Annotated in this window: 21 protein-coding genes and 2 tRNA genes; 7 read left to right on the top strand and 16 right to left on the bottom strand. The window is 69.8% G+C overall.

Annotation, left to right across the window (positions count from 1 at the left end; translation table 11 throughout):
• Positions 1–256 precede the first annotated feature (256 nt).
• Entirely contained in the window at positions 257–610 is a 354-nt protein-coding gene (locus tag V5F67_RS11105; protein WP_394017771.1) for a hypothetical protein, read from the top strand.
• A gap of 29 nt (positions 611–639) precedes the next feature.
• On the opposite strand, the gene V5F67_RS11100 is transcribed toward V5F67_RS11105, so the two are convergent.
• Positions 640–780 (bottom strand): hypothetical protein, encoded by a 141-nt coding sequence (locus V5F67_RS11100; protein WP_394017772.1) that lies wholly within the window; start codon positions 778–780, stop codon positions 640–642.
• Between V5F67_RS11100 and V5F67_RS11095 the strand changes: the two genes are divergently transcribed.
• The 4 genes from V5F67_RS11095 to V5F67_RS11080 all read left to right on the top strand — a co-directional run bounded on the left by V5F67_RS11095 (position 773) and on the right by V5F67_RS11080 (position 6,751).
• Complete coding sequence (locus tag V5F67_RS11095; protein WP_394017773.1) at positions 773–2,845, top strand: diguanylate cyclase domain-containing protein; 2,073 nt, start codon at positions 773–775, stop codon at positions 2,843–2,845. The genes V5F67_RS11100 and V5F67_RS11095 overlap by 8 nt on opposite strands.
• Before the next feature lie 158 nt (positions 2,846–3,003).
• Complete coding sequence (locus tag V5F67_RS11090; protein ID WP_394017774.1) at positions 3,004–3,873, top strand: MurR/RpiR family transcriptional regulator; 870 nt, start codon at positions 3,004–3,006, stop codon at positions 3,871–3,873.
• 180 nt (positions 3,874–4,053) lie between these two features.
• Positions 4,054–4,734, top strand: a complete 681-nt coding sequence (gene rpe / locus V5F67_RS11085; RefSeq protein WP_394017775.1) for a ribulose-phosphate 3-epimerase — start codon at positions 4,054–4,056, stop codon at positions 4,732–4,734.
• Between the two features lie 406 nt (positions 4,735–5,140).
• A complete protein-coding gene (locus tag V5F67_RS11080) occupies positions 5,141–6,751 on the top strand; it encodes an acyl-CoA synthetase (RefSeq protein WP_394017776.1) in 1,611 nt (536 codons plus the stop codon).
• A 36-nt stretch (positions 6,752–6,787) separates the two neighbouring features.
• On the opposite strand, the gene V5F67_RS11075 is transcribed toward V5F67_RS11080, so the two are convergent.
• On the bottom strand, positions 6,788–7,339 hold the full coding sequence (locus tag V5F67_RS11075) for an invasion associated locus B family protein (protein ID WP_394017777.1): 552 nt from the start codon (positions 7,337–7,339) through the stop codon (positions 6,788–6,790).
• Between the two features lie 219 nt (positions 7,340–7,558).
• Between V5F67_RS11075 and V5F67_RS11070 the strand changes: the two genes are divergently transcribed.
• Positions 7,559–8,737, top strand: coding sequence for a glycosyltransferase family protein (locus tag V5F67_RS11070; RefSeq protein ID WP_394017778.1), 1,179 nt, complete (start codon positions 7,559–7,561; stop codon positions 8,735–8,737).
• Positions 8,738–8,743: 6 nt separating this feature from the next.
• Here the strand turns inward: V5F67_RS11070 and V5F67_RS11065 are convergent, their stop codons facing one another.
• From V5F67_RS11065 to V5F67_RS11035, 7 genes are all read right to left on the bottom strand, one after another.
• Positions 8,744–9,862, bottom strand: a complete 1,119-nt coding sequence (locus tag V5F67_RS11065) for a FecR family protein (protein WP_394017779.1) — start codon at positions 9,860–9,862, stop codon at positions 8,744–8,746.
• A gap of 12 nt (positions 9,863–9,874) precedes the next feature.
• A complete protein-coding gene (locus V5F67_RS11060; protein ID WP_394017780.1) occupies positions 9,875–11,290 on the bottom strand; it encodes a tetratricopeptide repeat protein in 1,416 nt (471 codons plus the stop codon).
• A gap of 225 nt (positions 11,291–11,515) precedes the next feature.
• Complete coding sequence (locus V5F67_RS11055; RefSeq protein ID WP_394017781.1) at positions 11,516–12,367, bottom strand: SGNH/GDSL hydrolase family protein; 852 nt, start codon at positions 12,365–12,367, stop codon at positions 11,516–11,518.
• A 170-nt stretch (positions 12,368–12,537) separates the two neighbouring features.
• Positions 12,538–12,614 (bottom strand) — tRNA-Asp (locus V5F67_RS11050).
• A 328-nt stretch (positions 12,615–12,942) separates the two neighbouring features.
• Positions 12,943–13,018: transfer RNA gene (locus tag V5F67_RS11045), tRNA-Val, on the bottom strand.
• Positions 13,019–13,374: 356 nt separating this feature from the next.
• Positions 13,375–14,550, bottom strand: a complete 1,176-nt coding sequence (locus V5F67_RS11040; RefSeq protein WP_394017782.1) for a M24 family metallopeptidase — start codon at positions 14,548–14,550, stop codon at positions 13,375–13,377.
• Between the two features lie 5 nt (positions 14,551–14,555).
• Positions 14,556–15,524: a Bug family tripartite tricarboxylate transporter substrate binding protein gene (locus tag V5F67_RS11035; RefSeq protein ID WP_394017783.1), complete on the bottom strand. Its 969-nt coding sequence runs from the start codon at positions 15,522–15,524 to the stop codon at positions 14,556–14,558.
• Between the two features lie 77 nt (positions 15,525–15,601).
• Here V5F67_RS11035 and V5F67_RS11030 point away from each other — a divergent pair, with 77 nt between their 5' ends.
• Positions 15,602–16,402: an IclR family transcriptional regulator domain-containing protein gene (locus V5F67_RS11030; protein WP_394017784.1), complete on the top strand. Its 801-nt coding sequence runs from the start codon at positions 15,602–15,604 to the stop codon at positions 16,400–16,402.
• A 20-nt stretch (positions 16,403–16,422) separates the two neighbouring features.
• On the opposite strand, the gene V5F67_RS11025 is transcribed toward V5F67_RS11030, so the two are convergent.
• The 7 genes from V5F67_RS11025 to tig all read right to left on the bottom strand — a co-directional run bounded on the left by V5F67_RS11025 (position 16,423) and on the right by tig (position 24,627).
• Positions 16,423–16,746: an HU family DNA-binding protein gene (locus tag V5F67_RS11025; protein ID WP_509210661.1), complete on the bottom strand. Its 324-nt coding sequence runs from the start codon at positions 16,744–16,746 to the stop codon at positions 16,423–16,425.
• Between the two features lie 141 nt (positions 16,747–16,887).
• Complete coding sequence (locus tag V5F67_RS11020) at positions 16,888–17,442, bottom strand: ADP-ribosyltransferase domain-containing protein (RefSeq protein WP_394022262.1); 555 nt, start codon at positions 17,440–17,442, stop codon at positions 16,888–16,890.
• Between the two features lie 57 nt (positions 17,443–17,499).
• Positions 17,500–17,778: an HU family DNA-binding protein gene (locus V5F67_RS11015; RefSeq protein WP_121622304.1), complete on the bottom strand. Its 279-nt coding sequence runs from the start codon at positions 17,776–17,778 to the stop codon at positions 17,500–17,502.
• Positions 17,779–17,990: 212 nt separating this feature from the next.
• The gene (gene lon, locus V5F67_RS11010; RefSeq protein WP_394022251.1) at positions 17,991–20,417 is read right to left on the bottom strand and encodes an endopeptidase La; all 2,427 of its coding nucleotides are present in this window, start codon (positions 20,415–20,417) and stop codon (positions 17,991–17,993) included.
• A gap of 417 nt (positions 20,418–20,834) precedes the next feature.
• Positions 20,835–22,103 carry an ATP-dependent Clp protease ATP-binding subunit ClpX gene (gene clpX, locus V5F67_RS11005; RefSeq protein WP_121622302.1) on the bottom strand — a complete coding sequence of 423 codons (1,269 nt, stop codon included), beginning with the start codon at positions 22,101–22,103 and terminating at the stop codon, positions 20,835–20,837.
• Positions 22,104–22,560: 457 nt separating this feature from the next.
• Positions 22,561–23,196, bottom strand: coding sequence for an ATP-dependent Clp protease proteolytic subunit (locus V5F67_RS11000; protein ID WP_394022252.1), 636 nt, complete (start codon positions 23,194–23,196; stop codon positions 22,561–22,563).
• 78 nt (positions 23,197–23,274) lie between these two features.
• A complete protein-coding gene (gene tig / locus V5F67_RS10995; RefSeq protein WP_394022253.1) occupies positions 23,275–24,627 on the bottom strand; it encodes a trigger factor in 1,353 nt (450 codons plus the stop codon).
• Between the last annotated feature and the right edge of the window lie 173 nt (positions 24,628–24,800).

The following is a 24,800-nucleotide window of genomic DNA, read 5'->3' as shown; positions in this document are numbered from 1 at the left end:
CTTCCGGATCGCGTGCGCCGCCATCCGGCGGCGCACCTGGAGAAGGCGCGGGCCGGCTTCAGGCTGCCCGGCCCCGCATCAGACATCCGGTGGCACGCGAACCAGGCCGCACACTCAAGTGTAGAGGCCCACTATAGCGCCCACCATCAGATGATCGGGCCGCCTACGTGGAATTGCGCAATTGTAAGGGGCAGGATAACACACACCTGCTCCCCAACTTTTGCGTGCCCTCGGGCGGGCTTCCGGCGGTATCCGAATGGGCCTTAAGATCGGCTATATACGCGTGCTCGTCGTCTATGGCGCCTTCCTGGCGGGCCTTGGCGGCTATTGGGTCTATCTGGAGCATGCCTTCGCGACGATGCAGCGGCAGTCGATCGGCGAAGGGCGGCTGCGAGCGCAGCAGATCGCCGAGGCGGCGCGGCAGCAGTTCGCCGCCACCTTCCAGGGCGCGGACTACCTGCTGCAGAACGTGCGCTCCGAGTTCCTGCGCTCGCCCTCCTCCTTCCAGTCGTTCGTGCCGACCGTCCTTGCGCTGCTGCCAGCGGAAGCGGAAGCGCAGATCGCGATCTATGACGCCGAGGGCCGGCTGATCCGGTCGAGCGGCGGCTAGCCCGCCACGCCGGACATCGCCGACCGCAGCTATTTCCGCGACCTGGCGGCACGCGCGCCCGAGGACGGCACCGCCATCAGCCAGGCCGAGCCGAGCAGCGCGCCCTCCGGCTGGGCGATCGCGCTGGCGCGCCCGCTGATCCGGGAGGACGAGTTCCAGGGGGTGGTCACGCTGTCGCTGTCGCCGCTCTATCTCTCCGGTGAGTTCGCCCATATCGCCCTCGGACCGCGCGATGCGGTCGGCGCAGTGCACCTGCCGGACGGCACCTATCTGGCGCGCAACACCGATCCCAAGGCGGCGCTGGGCAAGGCGGTCGATCCCGCACGTCCCTATCTTCAGCGCGGCAGCCCCGCGACCGGCGACTTCATCGCCAAATCCACCTACGAGCCGGTGGAGCGCCTCTATGCCTGGGCGCGCCTGGCGCAGGAGCCCGTGGTCGTGCTGGTCGGCCTGTCCATGGCGGACCTGCTGGCGCGGGTCCAGGCCGACATCTGGCGCCAGCGCGGCACCAATCTGGCCGGAACCGGCCTGCTTCTCGCCCTCGGCTCGCTGGCCTGCCTGCTGGCCCTGCGCGACGTGCGGCAGCGGCGGGCGCTGATCGATCAGGAGGCACTCTACCATTCGCTGTTCGAGCAGAACCATTCGGTCAAGCTGATCGTCGATCCCGCGGGTGGCCGGATTCTTGCCGCCAACGCCGCCGCAGCCACCTTCTACGGCTACAGCCGCGAGGCGCTCGCGGGCATGAATATCGCCGAGATCAACCGCAAGCCGAGCGCGGAGATCGCCGAAGCCATGAAGGCGGCCGCCGACGGGCGGGGCCCGCATTTCATTGCGCCACACCGGCTCGCCTCCGGCGAAATCCGCATGGTGGAGGTGTATTCCGGGCCGGTGGTGTTCGACGGCAAGCCTGCGCTCTATTCCATCGTCCACGACATCAGCGCGCGGTTCCATCTCGAGCGCGCGCTGCGCGCCAGCGAGGAACGCTACCGCAGCATCTTCGAGGTGGTGCCAGCCGGCATGGTTCTGGTGAACGAGCTGGGCGAGATCGTCGCCTGGAACGCGACCGCCATCGCCATGCTGCACACCGACGCCGCCGGGCTCGTCACCCGCACCAAGGAACTGTTCGACCGCAGCGGCAACAAGGTTCCCCGCCACCGGCGCCCGAGCAGCCGGTGCCGCGATGAAGACGTGCGCGACGAGGTGTATTACGTGACCGAAGCGGCAGGTGGGCGCACCTGGATCAACGTGAACAGCCGCCGCATCATCCCGCCCGGCGAGGACCAGCCGAGCGGCGCCGTCCTCACGTTCTCGGACATCACGCGGAGCATCCTGCGGGAAGAATCCCTGCTGATCAGCCAGCGCGTGTTCGAGGCCTCCGGCGAGGGCATCGTGGTGATCGACGCGAACGGATGCATCGAGCGCGTGAACGCGGCATTCGAGCAGATCACCGGCATCCCGTCGGCCGAGGCGATCGGCCTGAGCGCCGAGCTGATCGCCGACCGGGCCGTCGATCCGGCCGTGTTCGCGGCAATCCGCGGCTGCCTCGCCGAGAAGCGCAACTGGGAGGGCGAGCTCGACATCCAGCGCAAGGACGGGACAGAGATGGTCCTGCGCGCGGTGATCAGCGCCATCGACACCCCGGCAGGCACGCCCGCCGGCCACGTGGCGCTGCTCTCGGACATCACGGTCCGCAAGCGCCAGGAGGAGGAGATCTGGCGCCGCGCCAATTTCGACGCCCTGACCGGCCTGCCCAACCGCACCCTGCTGATGGAGCGCATCCGCCAGGCGCTGGCGCTGGCGCGCCGCCGGAGCGTGTGCGCGGGCGTGCTGTTCATGGACCTCGACCGGTTCAAGGCGGTGAACGATCGCTGGGGCCACGCCGCGGGCGACGAGCTGCTGCGCCATGTGGGCCGGCGCATCGGCGAGACAGTCCGCGCCGAGGACACGGTGGCGCGCATCGGCGGCGACGAGTTCGTGGTGCTCCTGCCCATGGTCCGGGACGAGGAGGAAGCGGCGGAAGTGGCGGCGAAGATCCTTGCCACCGTCAGGCGCCCGTTCAAGCTCACGGCCGGCGAGGCCAACGTCGCCGCCTGCATCGGCGTCGCGGTGTCGAACGACGCGGCCATGGATCCCACGCTGCTCATCGGCCGCGCGGATGCCGCCATGTATCGCGGCAAGGCGAATGGCCGCGACCAGGTGACGCTGTTCTCCGAGCAGGACGCGCAGATCGCCTGAACCGGCGCGCGCTCCGGAATGCGGCGGCGGCGCAAAATATGCTAGAGCCGCGTTCGGCGGGCGCGGTGCCGGCGGGCGCGCCGGCGGCCGGCACCCCCCGCCCATCCGGACCCGGGACCCGCCGCCCGGCAGCGCCGCAAGCCTGATGGAAGGGGTTCATGTCCCAGCTCGAATTCCCGCTCGCGCGCCTCAAGGCGATGCTCGACGACCTGCCGCCCACCGCCCGGCGCATCGCGAGCTTCATGGTGGAGCAGCCCGAGCGGGTGCCGGAGATGTCGGCCAGCGACATCGCCGCCGCGGTCCACGCGAGCGAGGGCTCGGTGATCGGCCTGTGCCAGCAGATCGGCGCGCGCGGGTTCGCCGAGCTGAAGATCGCCGTGGCCAAGGAGATCGCCACCTCCCGCGCGCTGCTGCACGAGGCCATCATGCCGGGCGACAGCACGGCCGACGTGGTGGCGAAGTTCACCGCCAGCCACGCGGTGGCGCTGGAGGACACCGCCAAGGTGCTGGAGGTGGCGGCCATCGACCGCGCAGCGGCGCTGATGGCGAAGGCGCAGCGCATCGAGTTCTACGGCATCGGCACCGCCGCCCCCATCGCCGAGGACGCGGCCTACCGCTTCCTGCGGCTCGGGCTCGACACCAAGGCGGTCACCGATTCCCACGGCCAGGCGGTGAGCGCGGCCTTCACCGGGCCGCAGGTGGCGACCCTCACCATCTCCCATTCCGGGCGCACGCACGAGACCCTGGAGGCGACGCGCCTCGCGCGCGAGGCCGGGGCGCGCACCATCTGCATCACCAATTACGGCAGGTCGCCGCTCCAGACCTATTGCGAGGTGGTCCTGTTCACGGCGGCGCAGGAAACCAAGTACCGCATGGAGGCGCTGTCCAGCCGCATCGCCGAGCTGTTCGTGATCGACGTGCTCTATGCCCGCCTCGCGCTCGCACGCTGGGAAAGGTCGCTGGAGGCGATCCAGAAATCCTACGACGTGATCGCCACCAAGCGCATCACGCCGGCGACGGAAAAATAGGCGCCCCCTCCCCGTCTGCTTCGCCCGTGCGGGCGGGACGGGGCGGGCGCGTGGCGCAGCCGAACAGCGCACGCATTCCAGGGACATTTTTCATGCCCTGGGGCCGGGAACATGGAAATCCGCCGATCGCGCCATTAAATGGCGCATCGGGGCGCGGTGCCGCCCGAAGGGAGTCCTGACATGACCACGCCGCTGATCGCCCCCTCCATGCTCGCCTCCGACTTCTCGAAGCTCGGCGAGGAGGTGCGCGCGGTGGCGGCGGCGGGCGCGGACTACATCCATCTCGACGTCATGGACGGGCACTTCGTGCCGAACCTCACCTTCGGGCCGGACATCATCAGGGCGCTGCGCCCGCACACCGACAAGGTGTTCGACGTGCACCTGATGATCTCGCCGGTGGAGCCCTACGTCGAGGCGTTCGCCAAGGCGGGAGCCGACATCATCTCGGTCCATCCGGAGGCGACGCCCCATCTCGACCGCTGCCTCCAGGTGATCAAGTCGCACGGCAAGAAGGCCGGCATCGCCATCAACCCCTCCACCTCCGAGCGGGTGCTCGACTATGCGCTGGAGAAGGCGGACCTCATCTGCGTCATGAGCGTCAATCCCGGCTTCGGCGGACAGGCCTTCATCCCCGAGATGCTGGAGAAGATCGCCCGCATCCGCGACATGATCCGCGGCCGCGACATCCGCCTGGAGGTGGACGGCGGCGTCAATCCCGAAACCGGCGCGCTCTGCGCCAGGGCCGGCGCCGACGTGCTGGTGGCGGGCTCGGCGGTGTTCAAGGACGGCCCGGCCCATTACCGGGCGAAGATCGAGGCCATCCGCACTGCGGCGGCCGGGGCGGTCGGCCTCGTCGCCTGAGGGCGCGAGCATCACCGGCACGGGACAGGCGCCCGTGCCGACGCCTGTCCCGTCATGCCCGGGCCCGCGCCGGGCATCCACGGCGCGCCGCTCGCGTCCATTTCCGCAGGGAAACGCTCGGCGCCCCGGGGCGTCGGCAGGGAGAAGCCCGGCCATGACGGCCGAGAGCCCGACGCCATGGTGCCGCCCCACCCTCGTTCGCCAAAGCGCACCCCCTTGACCTCATCAGGAAAAAAACGTTCGATCGTTTCCTATGGGATCGAAGTCCTTGCCGTGACTCCGCCAAGGCCTTGACGCGCCTCACATGGCGCGTGAGGCATGGTTAATTTTTCGTTTTGACCCAATAACATAAAGGCGCCTCCTCAGATTCCTGCGGAGATCGCCGCAAGACCCCGGGAGAGACCCCATGGCCCTCGCCGCGCCGCGCTACGACGCGCTCGTCCGCGCCTTCCGCTGGCAGATTCCCGCCCGCTTCAACATGGGGGTCGCCTGCGTCGATGCCCATGCGGACGGCTCCGGCAAGCCGGCCCTGGTGTTCGAGGAGGACGGCGGCGCGGTGCGCGCTTACTCCTTCGACGAGCTGAAGGGCCTCACCAACCGCTTCGCCAACGCGCTCCGCGCCCAGGGCCTCAGGCGCGGCGACCGGGTGGCGGTGTTCCTGCCCCAGGCGCCCGAGACCGCCATCGCCCACCTCGCCGCCTTCAAGGCCGGCCTCGTCTCGGTGCCGCTCTTCACCCTGTTCGGCGACGAGGCGCTGGAGTTCCGCCTCGCCGCCTCGGGCGCCCGCGCGCTGGTGACCGACCTCGGCGGCCTCGCCAAGCTGGAGCGCGTGCGCGACCGCCTGCCGGCGCTCGATACCGTCTACCTGACCGGGCCGGACGCGGCGCCCGGCACGGTTTCGTTCGACGCGGCGCTCGCCCGCGCCAGCGACGCCTTCACCCCGGCCGACACCGGGCCGGACGATCCCGGCATCATCATCTTCACCTCGGGCACCACCGGCAACCCGAAGGGCGCGTTGCACGGCCACCGGGTGCTGCTCGGCCACCTGCCCTGCATCACCTTCATCCACGAGGGCATGCCCCAGCCCGGCGACCTGCACTGGACGCCCGCCGACTGGGCCTGGATCGGCGGCCTGTTCGACGTGCTGTTCCCGAGCCTCTATCTGGGCGTGCCGGTGCTGGCCCACCGGGCGAAGAAGTTCGATCCCGAGGCGGCCATGGACCTGATGGCGCGCCACAAGGTGCGCAACGTGTTCCTGCCGCCCACCGCGCTCAAGCTGCTGCGGCAGGCGGACGTGCGGCACGCGGGCCTCGCCTTGCGCTCGCTGCTCACCGGCGGCGAGAGCCTGGGAGCGGAGCTCGGCGCGTTCGTGAAGGAGCGGCTCGGCGTCGAAGCGCGCGAGATCTACGGCCAGACGGAATGCAATCTGGTGGTAGGCTCGAACTCCGACTTCTTCCCGATCCGCCCCGGCGCCATGGGGCGCGCCATTCCCGGCCACGACGTGCGCATCGTCGACGAAGACGGGCGCGAGCTGCCGGACGGCACGGAAGGACAGGTCGGCGTGCGCAAGGGCGACCCGGTGATGATGCTGGAATACTGGCGGAACCCGGAAGCCACCGCCGCCAAGTATGCCGGCGACTTCCTGCTCACCGGCGACATGGGCCGGCGCGACGCGGACGGCTATCTCTGGTACGTGGGCCGGGCCGACGACGTCATCACCTCGGCCGGCTACCGCATCGGGCCGGGGGAGATCGAGGACTGCATCCTCAAGCATCCGGCGGTGGCGCTGGTGGCGGTGGTGGGCGTGCCCGACCCGCTGCGCACCGAGGCGGTGAAGGCCTGGGTGGTGCTGAAGGACGGCGCCAAGCCGTCCGACGACCTTGCCCGCGAGATCCAGGATTTCGTCAAGACGAAGCTCTCGGCGCACGAATATCCGCGCCACGTGGCGTTCACGGACACCCTGCCCATGACCGCCACGGGCAAGATCCTGCGGCGCGAGCTGCGCGCGCGCGGCTGAGGCCCCCGCGCCGGCCTCACGACCCAGAGGAAAGGATCAGCCCTTCAGGGCCTCTTCCATCGCCTTGCCGAGCCCCTTGAAGGAGACCGGGAGGATGATGGGGCTGCGCGACCCGTTCTCGAACGTGAACTCGCCCTTGCCGGCGCTGCCCTTGAGCGCGTCGAGCTGCGCCGAGGTGAGCTCGGTGGAGGCGACGCAGTGCTGGCCGCACCGCTTGTAGGTCAGCGTGATGTCGGAAACGTTCGGCACCTTGAAGACCACGTTCGCCGGCAGCCACACGCCCGGCGGCACCAGGACGATGAGGCGCACCGGCCCGTCCTTCTCCGCGCGCACGGCGATATGGGCGAGCACGCCCTTGAGGTCGGTGGTCTGAAGCGTCTGCACCGCCTCGCACTCGGGCTTGGCGGCGCCGCCCTTCTTGCAGCGCACGGTCCAGTCCTCGTGCACCGTCCGGGTTTCGGTGACCGCCGGCGCCGCGGCGGCGGGCGCGGCGGTCTGGGCGAGGGCCGGCGCGGCGAAGGCGAACACCGCGAGCGCGGCGCCCGCCAGGAACGGGACGCCGAGAGACCTGCGCGAGAACCTGTTCATCAGCCTGCTCCTTGCCCCCAGCGTACCGGCCAACACGCCGGCCGGCGCCAGCATCACGGCGGCGCGTGCGCGCACCGGGATATCCGACCAGCCCCCCCGGAGGCAACCGGAATTGGCGCCGCAGGCCGCCGCCACGCCCGGGCTCGACCTTTTGTCCGCAAGAATGCATTCATGCCCTGCCGTCAGGCTGCGCGCGCCGCTGCGCCGAAGGAGGCCGGATTGGGTTCGAGACGGGTGCTTCTCGCCTGGGAGCTGGGGGTGGGCTATGGCCACTCGGTCAAGCTCGCCCGCATCGGCAGCCGCCTTGCCGCGGCCGGCCACGAGGTTGTGGCGGCGTGCAGCCGGCCCTATTTCGCCACGCCCATGGTCAAGTCCGGATTCCCGGTTCTGGAAGCGCCGGAGACCACGCCTGCGGGCCACCGGATGAGGCCCGCCTCGGCCACGCTCACCGACTCCCTCGCCCAGGCCGGTCTTCTCGACGACCGGGCGATGGGCCGGGCGCTCGCGGGCTGGCGCGCCATCCTCGACCAGGTGCGGCCCGACCTCGTCATCCTCGACTATGCGCCGATGGCCACGCTCGCGGCGCGCGGGCGGGCGCGGATGATCCAGAGCGGGGTTGGCTTCTGCCAGCCGCCGCAGCATCTGACCGCCTTCCCGCTGCTTCATACCTTCATGCCGCCGGAGGCGCGGGACGAAGACCTGCTCGCCGCCGCCAACCGCGCGCTCGCGGCCGAGGGACTCGACCCGATCGACCGCGTGGGCGCGCTGTTCCAGGGTGACGATGTCTTCGTCACCACCTTCCAGCTGCTCGATCCCTATGCGGACCTTCGCGTGCGGCCGGCCGAGGGACCGCTGGTGATCGAGCCCATGCGCGAACGCCGGAACGATGCCGCCGGCATCTTCGCCTATCTCCACGTGGACGTGGTCTCACGCCCGGACGTGCTGGCGGCGCTGCGGGTGCTCGGGCCGATGCTGGAGATCTACGCCCCGGGCATCCCACCCGAGATCGCCGGCGCGCTGCGGCTGGCGGGAGCGCGGGTGCATGGCGAGCCGCAGCGGCTGAGCGCGGTGCTGGAGCGCACCCGCCTGGTGCTGCATCAGGGCAGCGCCGGCGTGGCCGCCGACGCGCTCGCGGCGGGCGTGCCGCAATACACGCTCTGCCAGCACGTGGAGCACTATCTCAACGGGGAAGCCGTCGCCGCCGCGGGCGTGGCGCGCAACCGCCTGCTGTTCGATCCCGGCTACATGCCTGATCCCACCGACATTCTCGCCTTCGCGGAGGACGAGGACGCGGCCCACGTCGCCCTCGCCGCCGGGCGCATGCACCGGGCCATCCTGGAGGAGCGGCCGCCGCTCGACCACCTGGTGGAACGCTGTCTCGCGCTGCTCGCGGCGTGAGACGCCTCAACAGTAGGGCGGCACGCAGGTGATCTGCGGCGGAGGCGGCGGCGTCGGCGGACCGCTGCTGAAATTGTTCCCCCCGCCCCCATTTCCCGGAAAGCCGGGGAAATTGGGCAGGTTCGGCCAGTTCGGCAGGTGCGGGAAGCCGGGCGAGACCGGACCGGGATTCGGCGCTCCGCCATAGGAGCTGTAGCCGTAGCCGCCGCCATAGCCGCCGGGCCCGTAGCCGCCCGGACCATAGCCGCCCGGCCCGTAGGGATTGGGCAGCGGCGGCACATAGACCGGGATGAAGACGTTGCCCTGCCCCTGCTGCGAGGCCTGCTCGGCCACGGTATCCGCCTCGTTCTGCAGCCGGGTGTTGAAATAGCGGCACGAGACCGCCGCGAGGTCCATGGTGGTCTGGCCCTGGGCCGGCATGGAGCACGGCCCGCCGGCATTGGGCGCAAGCCCGGCGAGATCGGGTGTGGTGCCGGGACGACCGCCGGTCTGCTTGCCCTTGCTGAGCGTCTTGGCGATCAGCGCGTCGATCTCCGCCTGGCTCACCCGCACCGGGCCGACGATGCCGTTCGGGCCGATGACGACCATGAAGCCGGGACGGCGCAGCACGATGGGCTCGCCGGAGGGGCCCTGCACCGTCAGCGTGCCGAACTGGAGGATGGCGCGGGTCTCGCCGCCGAGATGGGTGATGCCGGCGACGCCGCCACGGATGCCGATGGTTGCGACCGGGGTCTTCACCTCGGCGCCGCCGGTATGGCTCGCCGCACCGCCCACGAAGCGCACCGCCCCCTTGGTGAGGGAGAGCGCCATGGACCCCGCCTTCTTGTTGGGATCGTAGACGAACTCGTCGATCACCAGGTTCGAGCCGGGGCCGATGTTGAGCGTGGTCTTGTCCACGAACATCACCTGGACGCTGCCGGTGTCCGAGGTCTGGATGCGCTCGCGGTGGATGATGCTGGAGCCGAGCTCCAGCACCCGGGCGCCGCCCTGCCCGGTCGCGCGCGGATTGACCGCGGAGGCGGTTCCCACCTGCGAGTTCTGGGCCAGCGCCGGCGCGCCGGCGGCGGCGACGAGGGCGAGCGAGGCAACGGAGGCGAGGAGCCGGGCGGGAGTGCTGATGGGCATGGCGCGTCCTCCTCAGAACCGGACGTTCGGCCCGATCGACACGCTGAAATTGTCGAACGAGTAGTTGGGCAGCGACGAGCTCGCCCAGGTGTACTGGACCTGGGTGAGCAGGCCGAACTGCTCGTGGATCGGAACGTCGAGGGCGACGCCGACGCGGTACTGGTCGTCGGTGCGCGGGATGAAGCGCGAGACGAACGGGTTGGCGGCATCGTAGCCATAGTAGGAATAGCCGGCGGAGGGGATCACCACCCACCTCTTCACGCCCCACAGGCCCTGGAACTCCACCGGCAGCGCCAGGTCGACGTTGAAGTTGTCGTAGGCGTACCAGGGCACGGTGGCGTCGGCATCGTTGTAGGCGAGGCGCGCGCGCCAGCTCACGCCCTCGGTGATGCGGCCGAACAGGCCGGCGCCGACCGTCCACATGCCGCCGCTCTGGAAGCCGGCGGTGGGATAGTCGGAGCTGTTCTGGTAGTCGCGCTGGCGCGCCTCGACGAACGGCTCGATGGAGAAATAGGGGCTGAACGGCAGGTAGACCGAAACGCCCGCGCCGTAGGAGCCGAGATAGCTCGCGCCGCCGAGCGAGATGCCGCCGGCGAGCACGTAGGGGCGCACCGACGAGCCGGGCAGCGCGTCCGGCGCCAAGGCGAGGCGCGGGCCGGTATTGGCCTCGACGAACCCGAGATTGAGGCGCTGGATCTGGAACTGCTGGGAATAATAGAGGTTGAGGTTGCTCTCCCAGACGTCGCCGCGCTGGTTGCCGAAATCATAGACGTGCCGCACGGTGGCGAGGCCGAACACGTTGCCGTCCGCCTTGGAGGCGTAGCTCGGCGGCAGCAGCGCCGCCACGTCGTCGCCGATGATGATGCGGCTCGACGGACCGTAGCTGGCGTTGGACTGGTAGCGCACGCCCGCCTGGGCATAGACGCTCCACTGGTTGGTGGAGAGCCGGCGCTCGATCTCCTCCAGATAGGCGGTGACGTTGGCCTGCTCCGACGGGCTCAGCGCCGTGTCGCCGGAGATCGGCTGGAGATAGGAGCGCGCGCTCTCATAGGCACCGAGCCGGTAATAGAGCCGGCCGAGCTCCAGCCGCACCCGCACCACCTTGGGATTGTAGAACAGGATGCGCTCGTAGACGCCGATCGCGGCCTCGTAGTCCCCGAGCTGGGTGGCGCGCGCGGCCAGCCGGTAGGCAAGCTCCACGTCGGCGGGCCGCTTGAGGGAGTCGTAGAAGAGCGCGTTGAACTCGGGGTCGGCATCCGCCGCAGCGGTCTGCTGCGCCTGAGCCGGCGCCGGGGCGCCGAGAACAAGGAGCGTGGCGAGGCTGAAGAGCGCGGCGGCGCCCCTGGCAAATCCGATCGGGACGCAGGACCAACTGTTCCGCGCGCCGTCGGACCCGCCCGTCCGCACGACGTTGAGCGTAAGTCGCATGCCAAAGAATCCGGCTGTTATTGCCGGCAAGGCCCGCCCCTTGCCTTAACCCTCTTTTAACACCTGCTGCAGCGCAAGGGGATCACTGGTTGTCATTAGGGTTACGATTCGAAACATCTTTGACGGCGGGCGGGCATTTTTGTCACAGGTCAAGCCGCACCAAATTACCTCAGGCGTGTCGGCACCCGGTCACAACCGCTCCGGCGGAGCCGGCGAAGGCCGAACTCAGCGCATGGGCGCGCCCGCCGGGGCGCGCGCCGGCGGCGGCGCGTCCTCGGCCGGAGCCGGCGGCGGCGACGCCGCGGGCGGGCTCGCGAGGATGCCCGCGGCGATCAGGTCGGCGAGGCAGGCATAGCCACGGTCGCCCATGTGGAAGCGGTCGAGCGCCATGATGGAGTTGAACGCCTGCGGCGCCGCCTGCGCCCAATGCTTCATGATGGCGTAGCGGTCGAGGAGCGCGGCGCCGCGCGCCGCCGCCGCGCGCCGCACCGCCGCGACGAAGGCCTCGTAGTGGCCGAGGCTCAGGATGGCGCGGAAATACTGCTGGTCGACGACGATCGGCACCGCCCCGGCCGCGATGATCGCATCAAGGCCCCGGGCGACCAGAGCTTCCAGGGCCGCCGGGTTGCCGCCGAACAGCACGTCGTTGGTGCCCACCTGCCAGATCACGATCTGCGGCGGCTCGGGCGCGGCCAGGGCCGTCTCCAGCCGCCGCAGCGTGGCCGGCCCGGTCTCTCCGGAGACGCCGGCATTGGTGACGATGACCGAACGCGGGGCGAGCGCGGCGGAGAGGCGCGCGGCGAGCTGGGCGGGATAGGCGAGCGCGTTTCCCGAGGCGCCGAAGCCGGCGGTGCTGGAGGAGCCGATGGCGAGGATGCGCAGCGGCCCGCCGGCGCCGATGGCGGCCACCTCGCGCGGCAGGGCGAAGGGCGGGGCGTCTGCCGGAATCTCGAACGGGCAGAGGCTCTTGTGGCGATCCGACGCCTGCGCCGCCAAGGGCATCACGGCGAGGAGGGCGAGCGCGCCGAGGCAAGCGGCGCGCCGCGGCGGACGGAGGGAAAGGCGGGAAAGGCCCATGATCTCGGACGGATGGCAGGCGCCGCGAGGCGGCGGCGCGACCCCATCATCACCGATTCCGCCGCCGGAACGAAGACCTCGCCAGGAGGCGGCAACGCCGCGCCGACCGGCGCCGCGGCAGGCGGGCCAGGGCATCTATGCTGTTGGAATATCTGGATCGTTGGAATATCTGGCGGGAGTGACGGGGCTCGAACCCGCGACCTCCGGCGTGACAGGCCGGCGCTCTAACCAACTGAGCTACACCCCCGAACCGGCGCCCGCTGAGGCGGTGCGCCGGGGAGAGCGGCGTGGTAAGGCACCCCCCGCCCCAAGTCAAGCAAGGCCTGTGCATTTCCGGACGGTTTTTGCCCCCCGTCCGCAGCGCCGCCGCGCGCCGCCCCGGCCGGTGCGGGACGACATGGGAAAATCCCGCCGGCCAAGGCGCCGGTCCCGCGCGAATCCCGCGCCGATACGTGCAAGTCCCGCCTTGGTCGTCCCGGCGCCGGAACCGGGCGCGAAGGGGCGCCGCGAAGGGGAGGATCGGGGTGGCGCGATGGAGGGGGGTGGAGGGGGGTGGAGGGGGGTGGTGGTGGAGATGGTGGGCGGTGACGGGCTCGAACCGCCGACCCTCTCGGTGTAAACGAGATGCTCTACCAACTGAGCTAACCGCCCCTGCCCGCCCTTAAACCACCGCGCGGCGGGGCGGACAAGAGCGCGCGGCGGGGCGGCCCCGGATCGTCATCCATGGCCGCCGGCCAGCGGGGCAAGAGCGGGCGGCTCTCCCGGTCCTGACCGCCCCCTTCCCCCCTCCCCGGCCCTCCCCCGCTCGCGGGAGAGGGAGCGCGCCCGGCCTTCCGGCGGCGAGCCCCATCGGCGAAGTCACTTGCGCGAAGCCACTTGGGCGAAGCCACTTGGCGAGTCCAGCTGGCGCGGTGGAGCGGCAGAGCAACACGCCCTGCGGTCCGGCAAGGTGCCCCGTCGCTGAGCCTGGAAGCCGGGGCGAGCCCTCGCCCGCCCCGGCTTCCGACTCATGGCAGGTAGCGCACCTTGGGCGGCAGGCCGCTGAGGCCCTCGCCGCCGGCGGCGGTGATCACGGTGGGATATTCCAGCCGCAGCCCGCCGACGCCCGGCACGTAGAGGTGGGTGCCGAGCGCGATCACCATGCCCTCCCGGACCGTGTCGGTGCTCGACGGGTTCACGAACGGCCGGGTGCGGGCGCAGGTGCCGAGGCCGTGGCCGAACAGCGGCAGGCCAAGCGCGCCGAAGCCGTGGCGCGCGAACACGGCATGGCCCTCGGCGGCGCAGTCCTTCACCGGCCGCCCCGGCCGCAGGGCCTTGAGCATGGTGGCGGCGGCCTCCTCCCAGCAGGCGGCGATGGCGGCCTGCTCGGGCGTCGGCGTGCCGAGGAACACCGGCAGCGAGAGGTCCGAGAGATAGACCCCCACCATGGAATGCAGGTCGATGACCACGAACGCGTCGCGCCTTATCACCGCGTCGGTGGCCTGCTGGGTGACGCCGCGGGCATAGGCCGAGCGGTCGCCCGCGCCCACCTCGGTCCCGCCGGTGATGGCCCAGGCCCAGGAGGAGCCGGCATCGCGGATCGCCGCCTCCACCACGCCGGCGACGTGGTTCTCGCTGACGCCGTCCGCCACCGCCGCGGCCCCGGCCTCGAAGCCGGCGGCGGCCACCTCGGCCGCCCGCCGCAGCAGCGCGATCTCGGCCGGCGACTTGATGAGCATCAGGTCGTCGATCCAGTCGACGCCGTTCACCAGCTTCGCCTCGGGCAGCGCCCGGCCGAGCGCTAGGTATTCGCCGGCCGTGAGCATGCCGGGCGCCACCTGGGCGGCGCCGGGATGCTCCAGGTCGACGCCCACGGGCAGCTTCGAGAGCCCGTGGCGGGCGAGGATGGCCGCCACCCCCTCCACCAGCGCCGAGCCGGTGAAGTCGGTGACGGTCTGGGCGCAGCCCTCGGCGCGGACGCGCTCGGCGTCCATGGCCCAGTAGACCATCTCGCACGCGCCATCGCGCGTCACCACCACGGCGCCGCGCCAGGGCATGAAGACGCCGCCGAGGTAATGCAGCGCGCCGAGGCGGGTGCCCACATAGGCGCCCGCCCCTTCCGCCTTCACGCGGGCGGCGAGGGCGGCGACGCGGGCGGCGAACTCGGCCCTGGGGATGGACAGGGGAACGGAATGGAAGGTCATGCCGCTCACTCCACCTGCGCGCCCGAGGCCTTCACGGCCACCGCCCAGAGCTTGGTCTGGTCGGCGATGAAGGTGCGGAACGCGGCGGGGGTGGAGCCCACCGGCTCGGCGCCCTGGGCGATCAGCGTCTCGCGGATCTTCGGGTCCTTGAGCGCCTCGGCGACCGATTTCGCGAGGATGTCCACCACCGGGGCCGGCGTGCCCTTGGGGGCGACGATGCCGATCCAGCCGAACGCCTGGTAGCCCTTCAGCCCCTGCTCGGCGATGGTCGGCACGTCGGGGGCGATGGGCGAGCGGGTGGCGCCGGTGACGCCCAGCGCCTTCAGCTTGCCCGCCTTCACCAGCGGCATGGCGGTCATCAGCGAATCGAACATGATCTGCACGTGGCCGCCGGCAAGGTCGGTGAGCGCGGGCGCGCTGCCCTTGTAGGGCACGTGGGGCATGTCCACCTCGGCCTGCGAGCGGAACAGCTCGCCGGTCAGGTGCATGGAGGTGCCGCTGCCGCCGGAGGCGCGCAGCACCTTGCCGGGATTGGCCTTGGCGTAGGCGATCAGCTCGGGGACCGTGCTCGGCGGGAAGTCCGCGTTCGCCACCAGGACGAGGGGATACTGCACCAGCTGCGACACCGGCTCGAAATCCGCGATCGGGTCGAAGGGCAGCTTCTTGTAGAGCGTCTGGTTGATGGCGTGGGTGCCGATGGTGGCCACCAGCAGCGTGTAGCCGTCCGGCTCGGCGCGGGCCACCTGGAGCGCCCCGGTGTTGCCGCCGGCGCCCGGCACCGGCTCGACGATCACCGGCTGCTTCAGGCTCTCGGTCATCTTGTCCGCCACCATCTTGGCGGTGATGAAGGTCGGCCCGCCGGTGGCGGCGGGCACCACCAGCTTGATCGGCCGGGTCGGGAAGCCGTCCGCCATGGCCCCGGCCGGCAGCAGCGCCGCCAGCGCGAGAACCGGAGCAAGTCGCTTGAGAAACATGCGCACCCTCCCTTGATTTGTTCGTACAATGAACATATGATCGATGTACGAACATTCTAGAACGAACGGGGGCGGCTGTGAAGCAGCTGTGGACGGCCGCCGACATCGCCGCCTGGCCGAAGGGCGGCGACGGCTTCGTGGAGGCCTTCGCCAAGGGACTGGCGGTGATGTCGGCGTTCGAGGGCGCGGCCGGCGGCCTCACCATCTCCGAGGCCGCCCAGCGCACCGGGCTGCCGCGGGCCGGCGCGCGGCGCCTGCTGCTGACGCTGGTGGCGCTCGGCCTCGCCCGCCAGGATGGCGACGGGCGCTTCGCCCTCACCTCGCGGGTGCTGCGGCTCGGCTATTCCTACCTGTCGTCGCTCGACATCGCCGAGCGCGCCCGCCCGGTGGTGGAGGCGCTCTCGGCCGCCACCAACGAGACGGTCGCGGTCTCGGTGCTCGACGGGGCCGAGGCGACCTTCGTAGCGCGCGCGGACGTGGCGCGCATCCTGCGCAACCGGCTCTCCGTGGGCAGCCGCCTGCCCGCCTTCTGCACCTCCATGGGGCGGGTGCTGCTGACCCAGCTCACGCCGCAGGCGCTGCGGGCACGGCTCGCGGACGCCGCGCGGCCGGCCTATACCCAGCACACCATCACCGACATCGCGGCGCTGGAACGGGAGATCGCCGGCGTGCGGGCGCGCGGCTGGTCGCTGGTGTGCGAGGAGCTGGAGCTGGGCGCCTGCGGCATCGCCGCCCCGATCCGCGACGCGGAAGGCGCCGTGGTGGCGGCGCTCAATCTCAGCACCAATCTCGGGCGCACGCCGCGCGCGATGCTGGAAGGCGAATTGCTGGAGAAGCTGCTGCAGGCGGCCGAGGGGCTGTCGGCGGCGGGGGGATGATGAGGCGGTCGGCGGGCGCCTCAGCCGTTGACGGCTTCCTTGAGGCCCTTGCCGGGGGTGAACTTCGGCGCCTTCGACGCCTTGATCTTCACCGGCTTGCCGGTGCGCGGGTTGCGGCCCTCGCGGGCGGCGCGCTTCACCACCGAGAAGCTGCCGAAGCCGATCAGCTTGACTTCCTCGCCCTGCTTGAGCGCCTTGGCGATGATGTCGAAGGTGGCGTCCACCGCCGCAGCCGCGGCCGTCTTCGTCAGCTTGGCCTCTTCAGCCACCGCGGCGATCAGTTCGGCCTTGGTCGAGGCGCGGGCGGGCTCCGCCGGCTGCGGCGGGCCGCCGCTCTCCTGCATGCGCCGGCCAAGACCGCCGGGGGCCGGATCGGATGACACTTTCATGAGGAAGGCCCGCGCGGCGCGGCGGCATCCTGCGACAGGGGCAAGACCTCGGAAGGGCGCGCCTTCACGGCCTTGTTGGACGCCGGTGCCATGCCTTCAGACTTCCGCCATCTCGACAATCAGCCTGCCGCCTGCCTCCGCTTGCCCGAGGATATCAAAGGCGGTCGCGGGCGCAAACAGCACCTCGCGCTCGTCGGGCATCTCGCTGACGTAGCGCAAGATGCGCCCCGTCTCCGAGCGGATGACGAACAGAACTGAGCGCGCCGGACAATCGGCGATGTTCACGCTCGTGCTGGTGAAGGCCGGCCAGGAGACGGTGCTGCCGACGGCATAGTCCTTCCGCGCCTGCTCGGGGCCGCCCGCCGGATCGACCGAGCGGAAGCACAGGCCGGGGTGGCGCGGCAGCTTTCCCAGCGCGCCCGCGAGCGCCCGCGAAACCATTCGGGCGGGCGAATCCTTCCGCCGTTCCCAGAGGCTTCGATTGATGCGCAGATGGTGACCGGAAATGGAGGTGTAGATGGCCAGTGCCATCATCTCTTCGGCGGTCAGGCCGTAAACGGGGTCGACATATCCGGTTGGGAAGCGGCGCTTGAGATCGGCGAAAGCCGCTGCACCGACAATCCGCCGCGCGGCACCTCCGAAGCCAGGCACGTTCGGCCCCGGATCGGACGGCGCGCCATGGGGGCGCGACGTCCGAAGCTAGGCCGGTCAGCCGTTGACGGCTTCCTTGAGGCCCTTGCCGGGGGTGAACTTCGGCGCCTTCGACGCCTTGATCTTCACCGGCTTGCCGGTGCGCGGGTTGCGACCCTCGCGGGCGGCGCGCTTCACCACCGAGAAGCTGCCGAAGCCGATCAGCTTGACTTCCTCGCCCTGCTTGAGCGCCTTGGCGATGATGTCGAAGGTGGCGTCCACCGCCGCAGCCGCGGCCGTCTTCGTCAGCTTGGCCTCTTCAGCCACCGCGGCGATCAGTTCGTTCTTGGTGGTCATCTGACCATTCCCTTCCGTTGAATACACTCGAATCGCGCGGGTTCGAGCCCAGGGCGATCGGCGCGAAGCTTCACGGAAAATGCGGCTTTTGCAAGCGTCATCGTCGACAAACCCGCACCAATGCACGATTTCTCCATGTGCGGGTGCGAAAAGAAACAGGGCGGCGCGTGGTGCGCGCCGCCCTGCTCTAACAGCTAAGCCTTTGAAATCGCTCAGTGAGCAACCACGCCGGGGGTCTCCTCGTCCGCCACCGGGGTCTCGGGCGCGTTGACCGGCCGCTCCTCCCAGGTGATCGGCTCCGGACGGCGCACCAGCGCGTAGCCCAGCACCTCGTCCATGCGGGACACCGGAATCACCTCCAGCGCGTTCTTCACGTTGGCCGGGATGTCCGCCAGGTCCTTGGCGTTCTCCTCCGGGATCAGCACCCGCTTGATGCCGCCCCTGAGGGCCGCCAGCAGCTTCTCCTTGAGGCCGCCGATGGGCAGCACCCGCCCGCGCAGCGTGATCTCGCCGGTCATCGCCACGTCGCGGCGCACCGGGATGCCGGTCATCACCGAGACGATGGCGGTGGCCATGGCGACGCCCGCCGACGGCCCGTCCTTCGGGGTCGCCCCCTCGGGAACGTGGACGTGGATGTCGCGGCGCTCGAACAGCGGCGGCTCGATGCCGAAGTCCACCGCCCGCGAGCGCACGTAGGACGCAGCCGCGGAAATCGACTCCTTCATCACGTCGCGCAGGTTGCCGGTGACCGTCATCTTGCCCTTGCCGGGCATCATCAGGCCCTCGATGGTGAGCAGCTCGCCGCCCACCTCGGTCCAGGCGAGGCCGGTGACGACGCCCACCTGGTCCTCCATCTCCGCCTCGCCGTAGCGATAGCGGGGCGCGCCGAGGAAGTCCTCGAGGTTCTTCAACGTGACCTTCACCGTCTTCTTCTTGGAGACCACGAGCTCCTTCACCGCCTTGCGGGCGAGGGTGGAGATCTCGCGCTCCAGGTTGCGCACGCCCGCCTCGCGGGTGTAGCGCCGGATCAGGGTCATCAGCGCCTCGTCGTCGATGGTCCACTCCTTCGGGCCGAGGCCGTGCTTGGCGATGGCGTTGGGGATCAGGTGCTTGCGCGCGATCTCCGCCTTCTCGTCCTCGGTGTAGCCGGCGATGCGGATCACCTCCATGCGGTCCAGAAGGGCCGGCGGGATGTTCAGCGTGTTCGCCGTGGTCACGAACATCACGTTCGAGAGGTCGTAGTCGACCTCCAGATAGTGGTCGTTGAAGGTGTGGTTCTGCTCGGGGTCCAGCACCTCGAGCAGCGCCGACGACGGGTCGCCGCGGAAGTCCGCGCCCATCTTGTCGATCTCGTCCAGCAGGAAGAGCGGGTTCGACTTCTTGGCCTTGCGCATGGACTGGATGATCTTGCCCGGCATGGAGCCGATATAGGTCCGCCGGTGGCCGCGGATCTCCGCCTCGTCGCGCACGCCGCCGAGCGCCACGCGCACGAACTCACGGCCCGTCGCCTTGGCGATGGACTTGCCGAGCGAGGTCTTGCCGACGCCGGGAGGCCCGACGAGGCACAGGATCGGCCCGGTGAGCTTGTTGGCGCGGCTCTGCACGGCGAGATACTCGACGATGCGCTCCTTGACCTTGTCGAGGCCGTAGTGATCGGTGTCGAGGATCTCCTGGGCGAAGGAGAGGTCCTTCTTGACCTTGCTCTTCACGCTCCACGGGATCGACAGCAGCCAGTCCAGATAGTTGCGCACCACGGTGGCCTCGGCCGACATGGGCGACATCTGGCGCAGCTTCTTCAGCTCGTGGGTGGCCTTCTCGCGCGCCTCCTTGGTGAGCTTGGTCCGCTTGATGCGGTCCTCCAGCTCCTGCAGGTCGTCGCGGCCCTCCTCGTCGCCCAGCTCCTTCTGGATCGCCTTCATCTGCTCGTTGAGGTAGTACTCGCGCTGGGTCTTCTCCATCTGCCGCTTGACGCGGGTGCGGATGCGCTTCTCCACCTGCAGGACGGAGATCTCGCTCTCCATCAGGCCGAGCACCTTCTCCAGCCGGTCGGCGACCTTCACGGTCTCCAGCACCGCCTGCTTCTCGGGGATCTTCACCGCGAGATGGGAGGCGATGGTGTCGGCGAGCTTGGAGTGGTCGTCGATCTGGCCGACGACGCCCACCACCTCGGGCGACACCTTCTTGTTGAGCTTCACGTAGTTCTCGAACTCGTTGACCACCGAGCGCGCGAGCGCCTCGGCCTCGACCACGTCGCCCTCCTCCTCGGACAGCATCATGGCCTCGGCCTCGTAGAGGTCGGTGCGCTCGGTGTACTTGACCACCTGGGCGCGGCTCACGCCCTCCACCAGCACCTTCACGGTGCCGTCGGGCAGCTTGAGCAGCTGGAGCACGGTCGCCAGCGTGCCGACGCGATAGATGGCGTCGGCGGCCGGATCATCGTCCGAGGCGTTCTCCTGGGTGGCGAGCAGGATGTAGGTGTCGCCGCGCATCACCTCCTCGAGGGCGCGGATGGACTTCTCGCGGCCCACGAACAGGGGAACGATCATGTGCGGGAAGACGACGATGTCCCGCAACGGCAGAACCGGGAAGGTCTGAGACACTCCGGCAACGAGCGGGGGACGCGGCTTCGGGCTCGTCATAGGGCAATCCTTTCAGAAGCTGCACGCGCGAAGGCGCTGCCGCGCGTGCACGCGGCCGGAGACGGGTTTCGATTTTCAATGCTGACGCGGCTTGGCGGGAGGACGCGTTCTCCGGACCGCCTGCGCTGCAGGCCGACCGGCGCGTGCCCCGGGCCGCTGGAGACACGATCTTCGAGCCCCGAGACCGGAACTTTCCAAACCAAGATGGAGAGGCCACCGATCCATTTCAAGGGCATGCCGGGGGCGCCTGCCCGCCGGCGCCCGGCCCCGCGCCGGGCCGGCACGGGGAGGACGGCGCGGCGACGGCCGGTCATGAGCAGGCTCATGGTCCGGCCGTCCGTCGCGCCCGCCGCCTCGTCCCAAGCTCCCGCCTCCCCCGCGCAGGCCGTGCGGGGGTTTGGCGTGGGCTCCGGGGCGTCACGCACTGGCGCCTGCGTCGCCGACGCGGTCCGCATAGATGTAGAGCGGGCGCGCGTTCTGCTCGACCACTTCCTTGGAGATCACCACCTCCTCGACCCCTTCGAGGCCCGGCAGGTCGAACATGGTGTCGAGCAGGATGCCCTCCATGATCGAGCGCAGGCCGCGGGCGCCGGTCTTGCGCTCGATCGCCTTGCGGGCGATGGCGCCGAGCGCCTCCTCGTGGATGGTGAGGTCCACGTTCTCCATCTCGAACAGGCGCTGATACTGCTTCACCAGCGCGTTCTTCGGCTCGGAGAGGATCTTCTTCAGCGCCTCCTCGTCGAGATCGCCCAGCGTCGCCAGCACCGGCAGGCGGCCGATGAACTCGGGGATGAGGCCGTACTTCAGCAGGTCCTCGGGCTCCACCTCGCGGAACACCTCGCCGGGGCGGCGATCCTCGGGCGGGGCGACCTTGGCCTGGAAGCCGATGGAGGTGGACCCCTTCGAGCGCGACGAGATGATCTTGTCGAGCCCGGCGAAGGCGCCGCCGCAGATGAACAGGATGTTGGTGGTGTCCACCTGCAGGAACTCCTGCTGGGGATGCTTCCGGCCGCCCTGGGGCGGCACGGAGGCCACCGTGCCTTCCATGATCTTCAGCAGCGCCTGCTGCACGCCCTCGCCCGACACGTCGCGGGTGATAGAGGGATTGTCGGATTTGCGACTGATCTTGTCGATCTCGTCGATGTAGACGATGCCGCGCTGCGCCCGCTCGACATTGTAGTCGGCCGCCTGGAGCAGCTTGAGGATGATGTTCTCCACATCCTCGCCCACGTAGCCGGCCTCGGTCAGCGTGGTGGCGTCGGCCATGGTGAAGGGCACGTCGAGGATGCGCGCCAGCGTCTGCGCCAGCAGCGTCTTGCCGGAGCCGGTGGGGCCGATCAGCAGGATGTTGGACTTCGCCAGCTCCACGTCGCCGTGCTTGGTGGCGTGGTTGAGGCGCTTGTAGTGGTTGTGCACCGCCACCGAGAGGACCTTCTTCGCGTGGTCCTGGCCGATGACGTAGTCATCGAGGACCTTGCGGATCTCCTTCGGGGTCGGGATGCCGTCCCGCGACTTCACCAGAGAGGACTTGGACTCTTCCCGGATGATGTCCATGCACAGCTCGACGCACTCGTCGCAGATGAACACGGTCGGTCCGGCGATGAGCTTCCTGACCTCGTGCTGGCTCTTGCCGCAGAACGAGCAGTAAAGCGTGTTCTTGCTGTCGCTGCCGCCGGTCTTGCTCATCTCACGTCTCCTGCGGTCCGCCGGTTTCGGGGCGCCCGGTGGGCATCCCTTCCTACGGACCCGATTGGGGATTGGACCAAGCAAGAAGCTCGCCAACCCCGCATTCCGTCATTTCGGTCGGCACGAAGCCAACCACCCTCTGGCGACACGATCAAGGCAGGCAGGAGGGTTTCCCCCGGAAGGTCGTGCTTCCGGCTCAGGGAGTGCCGCCGCGCACCCGGTCCGCATCGTTCCCGGCATCGGCCCAATGCCCGTCATCACAGGCGCTGGACGGTGTCGCGGCGCAGCCCCCGACGCTGAGCGGGGAGAGGCCGACGACGCGACGTGTCGATGCCGGCTATGAACCATGCAAGCGCGATCTCGCACTGCACGCAAGCGGGAATTCCGCCCCTCGTGCGGCGTCCTGCCGCGCCCGTCGGGGCGCGGCCTGGATCGAACCTGCCGGTCGCGGGATGGCTCAGGCGGCCTTGGCGGCGTCGTCGCTCGGGCGCTTGTCGATCACGGAATCGATGAGCCCGAACTCCTTGGCGGCGTCGGAGGTCATGAAGTTGTCGCGCTCCAGCGCGTTCTCGATGGCCTCGAAGGGCTGGCCGGTATGCTTCACATAGATTTCATTCAGCCGCTTCTTGAGGCTGAGGATCTCCTGGGCGTGGAGCATGATGTCCGTCACCTGGCCCTGGAAGCCGCCGGACGGCTGGTGGACCATGATTCGGGCGTTCGGCAGCGCGAAGCGCATGCCCTTCTCGCCGGCGGTCAGCAGCAGCGAGCCCATGGAGGCCGCCTGGCCGATGCAGAGCGTCGACACCGCCGGCTTGATGAACTGCATGGTGTCGTAGATGGCGAGGCCCGACGTCACCACTCCCCCGGGGGAGTTGATGTACATCGAGATTTCCTTCTTCGGGTTGTCCGCCTCCAGGAACAGCAGCTGCGCCACCGCGAGGGTGGCCATGCCGTCCTCGACCGGGCCGGTCAGAAACAGGATGCGCTCCTTCAGAAGGCGCGAGAAAATGTCATAAGAGCGCTCGCCCCGGTTAGTCTGCTCGACCACCATGGGGATGAGGTAATTCATATAAGTATCGACGGGATCGCGCATTTCTAATCCTCGGGGCGCGGGCGGAGGGACAAGTCCGCCGCGCGCGTTCGCAAGTTCAGCGAAGCCGGCCCGGGGGAATCAGGCCGCCTTCTCGTCCTCATCTTCCTTGTAGAGCTCCTCCCTGGTGACCTTCTTCTCGGTCACGTCGGCGAGCTCCAGGAGGAAGTCGACCACCTTCTCCTCGAACAGGGGCGCGCGGACGGAGGCCATCGCCTGGGGATTGCGGCGATAATAGTCCCACACCTGCTGCTCCTGGCCGGGGAACTGACGCGCGCGCTCCACCACGGCGCGAGTCACTTCGTCGTCGGAGACCTGGATATTGTTGCGCTCGCCGATTTCCGCAAGGACCAGGCCGAGGCGCACCCGGCGCTCGGCGATCTTGCGGTATTCGGCCCGCGCCTCGTCCTCGGTGGTGTCCTCGTCGGCGAACGTGCGGTTCTGGGCGGCGAGGTCCTGCTTCACCTGCTCCCACACGCCGTTGAACTCCTGCTCCACGAGGCCCGCGGGCACGTCGAACTGGTGCGCCGCGTCGAGCGCGTCGAGCAAGGTGCGCTTCACCTTCTGGCGGGCGACGCCGGCGTGCTCGCTCTCGATGCGCTGGCGCACCAGCTCCTTGAGCTTGGCGAGGCTCTCCTGGCCCAGCGTCTTGGCGAACTCGTCGTCGAGCACCAGCTCGCCGGGCGCCTCGATGCCCTTGGCGGTGACCTCGAACGAGGCCGGCTTGCCGGCGAGCGCGCGGGCGGCATAGGCCTCGGGGAAGGAGACGTTCACCGTGCGGGTCTCGCCCACGGTGATGCCCTCGAGCTGCTCCTCGAAGCCGGGGATGAAGCTGTTGGAGCCGATCACCACCTGGACGTCCTCGCCCGAGCCGCCGTCGAACTTCTCGCCGTCCATGGTGCCGACGAAGTCGACGCTGACACGGTCGCCCTTGGCGGCGGCGCCGTCCTTGGCGCTGTAGGGGCGGTTGGCGTCGGCGATGCGGGCGATGGTCTCGTCCACCTCGGCGTCGCTCACCTCCACCACCGGCTTCTCGACCTTCAGCTCCTTGAAGTTGCCGAGCTCGATCTTCGGCAGCAGCTCCAGCTCGACGGTGTAGGTGAGGTCCTTCTCGCCCTCGATGACGCCCTTCACCTCGTCCTGGTCCTCGGGCAGCGCCACCTTGGGCTGGAGCGCGAGGCGGAAGCCGTTGTCCTCGACGATCTTGCCGTTGGCCTCGGTCACGGTCTGCTCGATCACCTCGGCCATCACCGACTTGCCGTAGACCCGCTTCAGGTGCGCCACCGGCACCTTGCCCGGACGGAAGCCGTTGAGCTTGACCTTGTCCTTGAGGTCGGAGAGGCGCGCGGTCGCCTTGGCGTCCAGCTCGGTGGCCGGAACCACCACCCGGAACGCGCGCTTGAGGCCTTCGGCCTGGGTCTCGGTCACCTGCATCGTCTTGCCTTCACCTGTCCTGGGCCGCGCCCGGCGCGGTCCTCTTGTCTGCACCCCGTGCGGGCCCGCGCCCGGCGCGGTCCGCGTTCAAATTCCTGTCCCCCGCGCCCGTCTCCCCGCGGCCGTCCCGCGCGAATCGCCCGCGCGCAGGCGACGCGATAAGGCCGGGTCCG

Origin of the sequence: Xanthobacter pseudotagetidis (assembly GCF_043194795.2) — a bacterium.
Lineage (GTDB): Bacteria > Pseudomonadota > Alphaproteobacteria > Rhizobiales > Xanthobacteraceae > Xanthobacter > Xanthobacter tagetidis_A.
This window is presented reverse-complemented; position numbering and strand designations above follow the sequence as displayed.

Excerpts from the sequence above, each read along its gene's own strand:
- V5F67_RS11035 (WP_394017783.1), bottom strand. The coding sequence starts at position 15,524 with ATGTTTCTCAAGCGACTTGCTCCGGTTCTCGCGCTGGCGGCGCTGCTG.
- V5F67_RS11040 (WP_394017782.1), bottom strand. The coding sequence starts at position 14,550 with ATGACCTTCCATTCCGTTCCCCTGTCCATCCCCAGGGCCGAGTTCGCC.
- V5F67_RS11075 (WP_394017777.1), bottom strand. The coding sequence starts at position 7,339 with ATGAACAGGTTCTCGCGCAGGTCTCTCGGCGTCCCGTTCCTGGCGGGC.
- V5F67_RS11065 (WP_394017779.1), bottom strand. The coding sequence starts at position 9,862 with ATGCCCATCAGCACTCCCGCCCGGCTCCTCGCCTCCGTTGCCTCGCTC.
- V5F67_RS11000 (WP_394022252.1), bottom strand. The coding sequence starts at position 23,196 with ATGCGCGATCCCGTCGATACTTATATGAATTACCTCATCCCCATGGTG.
- V5F67_RS11080 (WP_394017776.1), top strand. The coding sequence starts at position 5,141 with ATGGCCCTCGCCGCGCCGCGCTACGACGCGCTCGTCCGCGCCTTCCGC.
- V5F67_RS11060 (WP_394017780.1), bottom strand. The coding sequence starts at position 11,290 with ATGCGACTTACGCTCAACGTCGTGCGGACGGGCGGGTCCGACGGCGCG.
- clpX (WP_121622302.1), bottom strand. The coding sequence starts at position 22,103 with ATGAGCAAGACCGGCGGCAGCGACAGCAAGAACACGCTTTACTGCTCG.
- V5F67_RS11105 (WP_394017771.1), top strand. The coding sequence starts at position 257 with ATGGGCCTTAAGATCGGCTATATACGCGTGCTCGTCGTCTATGGCGCC.
- V5F67_RS11025 (WP_509210661.1), bottom strand. The coding sequence starts at position 16,746 with ATGCAGGAGAGCGGCGGCCCGCCGCAGCCGGCGGAGCCCGCCCGCGCC.
- tig (WP_394022253.1), bottom strand. The coding sequence starts at position 24,627 with ATGCAGGTGACCGAGACCCAGGCCGAAGGCCTCAAGCGCGCGTTCCGG.
- rpe (WP_394017775.1), top strand. The coding sequence starts at position 4,054 with ATGACCACGCCGCTGATCGCCCCCTCCATGCTCGCCTCCGACTTCTCG.
- V5F67_RS11055 (WP_394017781.1), bottom strand. The coding sequence starts at position 12,367 with ATGGGCCTTTCCCGCCTTTCCCTCCGTCCGCCGCGGCGCGCCGCTTGC.
- V5F67_RS11090 (WP_394017774.1), top strand. The coding sequence starts at position 3,004 with ATGTCCCAGCTCGAATTCCCGCTCGCGCGCCTCAAGGCGATGCTCGAC.
- V5F67_RS11015 (WP_121622304.1), bottom strand. The coding sequence starts at position 17,778 with ATGACCACCAAGAACGAACTGATCGCCGCGGTGGCTGAAGAGGCCAAG.
- lon (WP_394022251.1), bottom strand. The coding sequence starts at position 20,417 with ATGACGAGCCCGAAGCCGCGTCCCCCGCTCGTTGCCGGAGTGTCTCAG.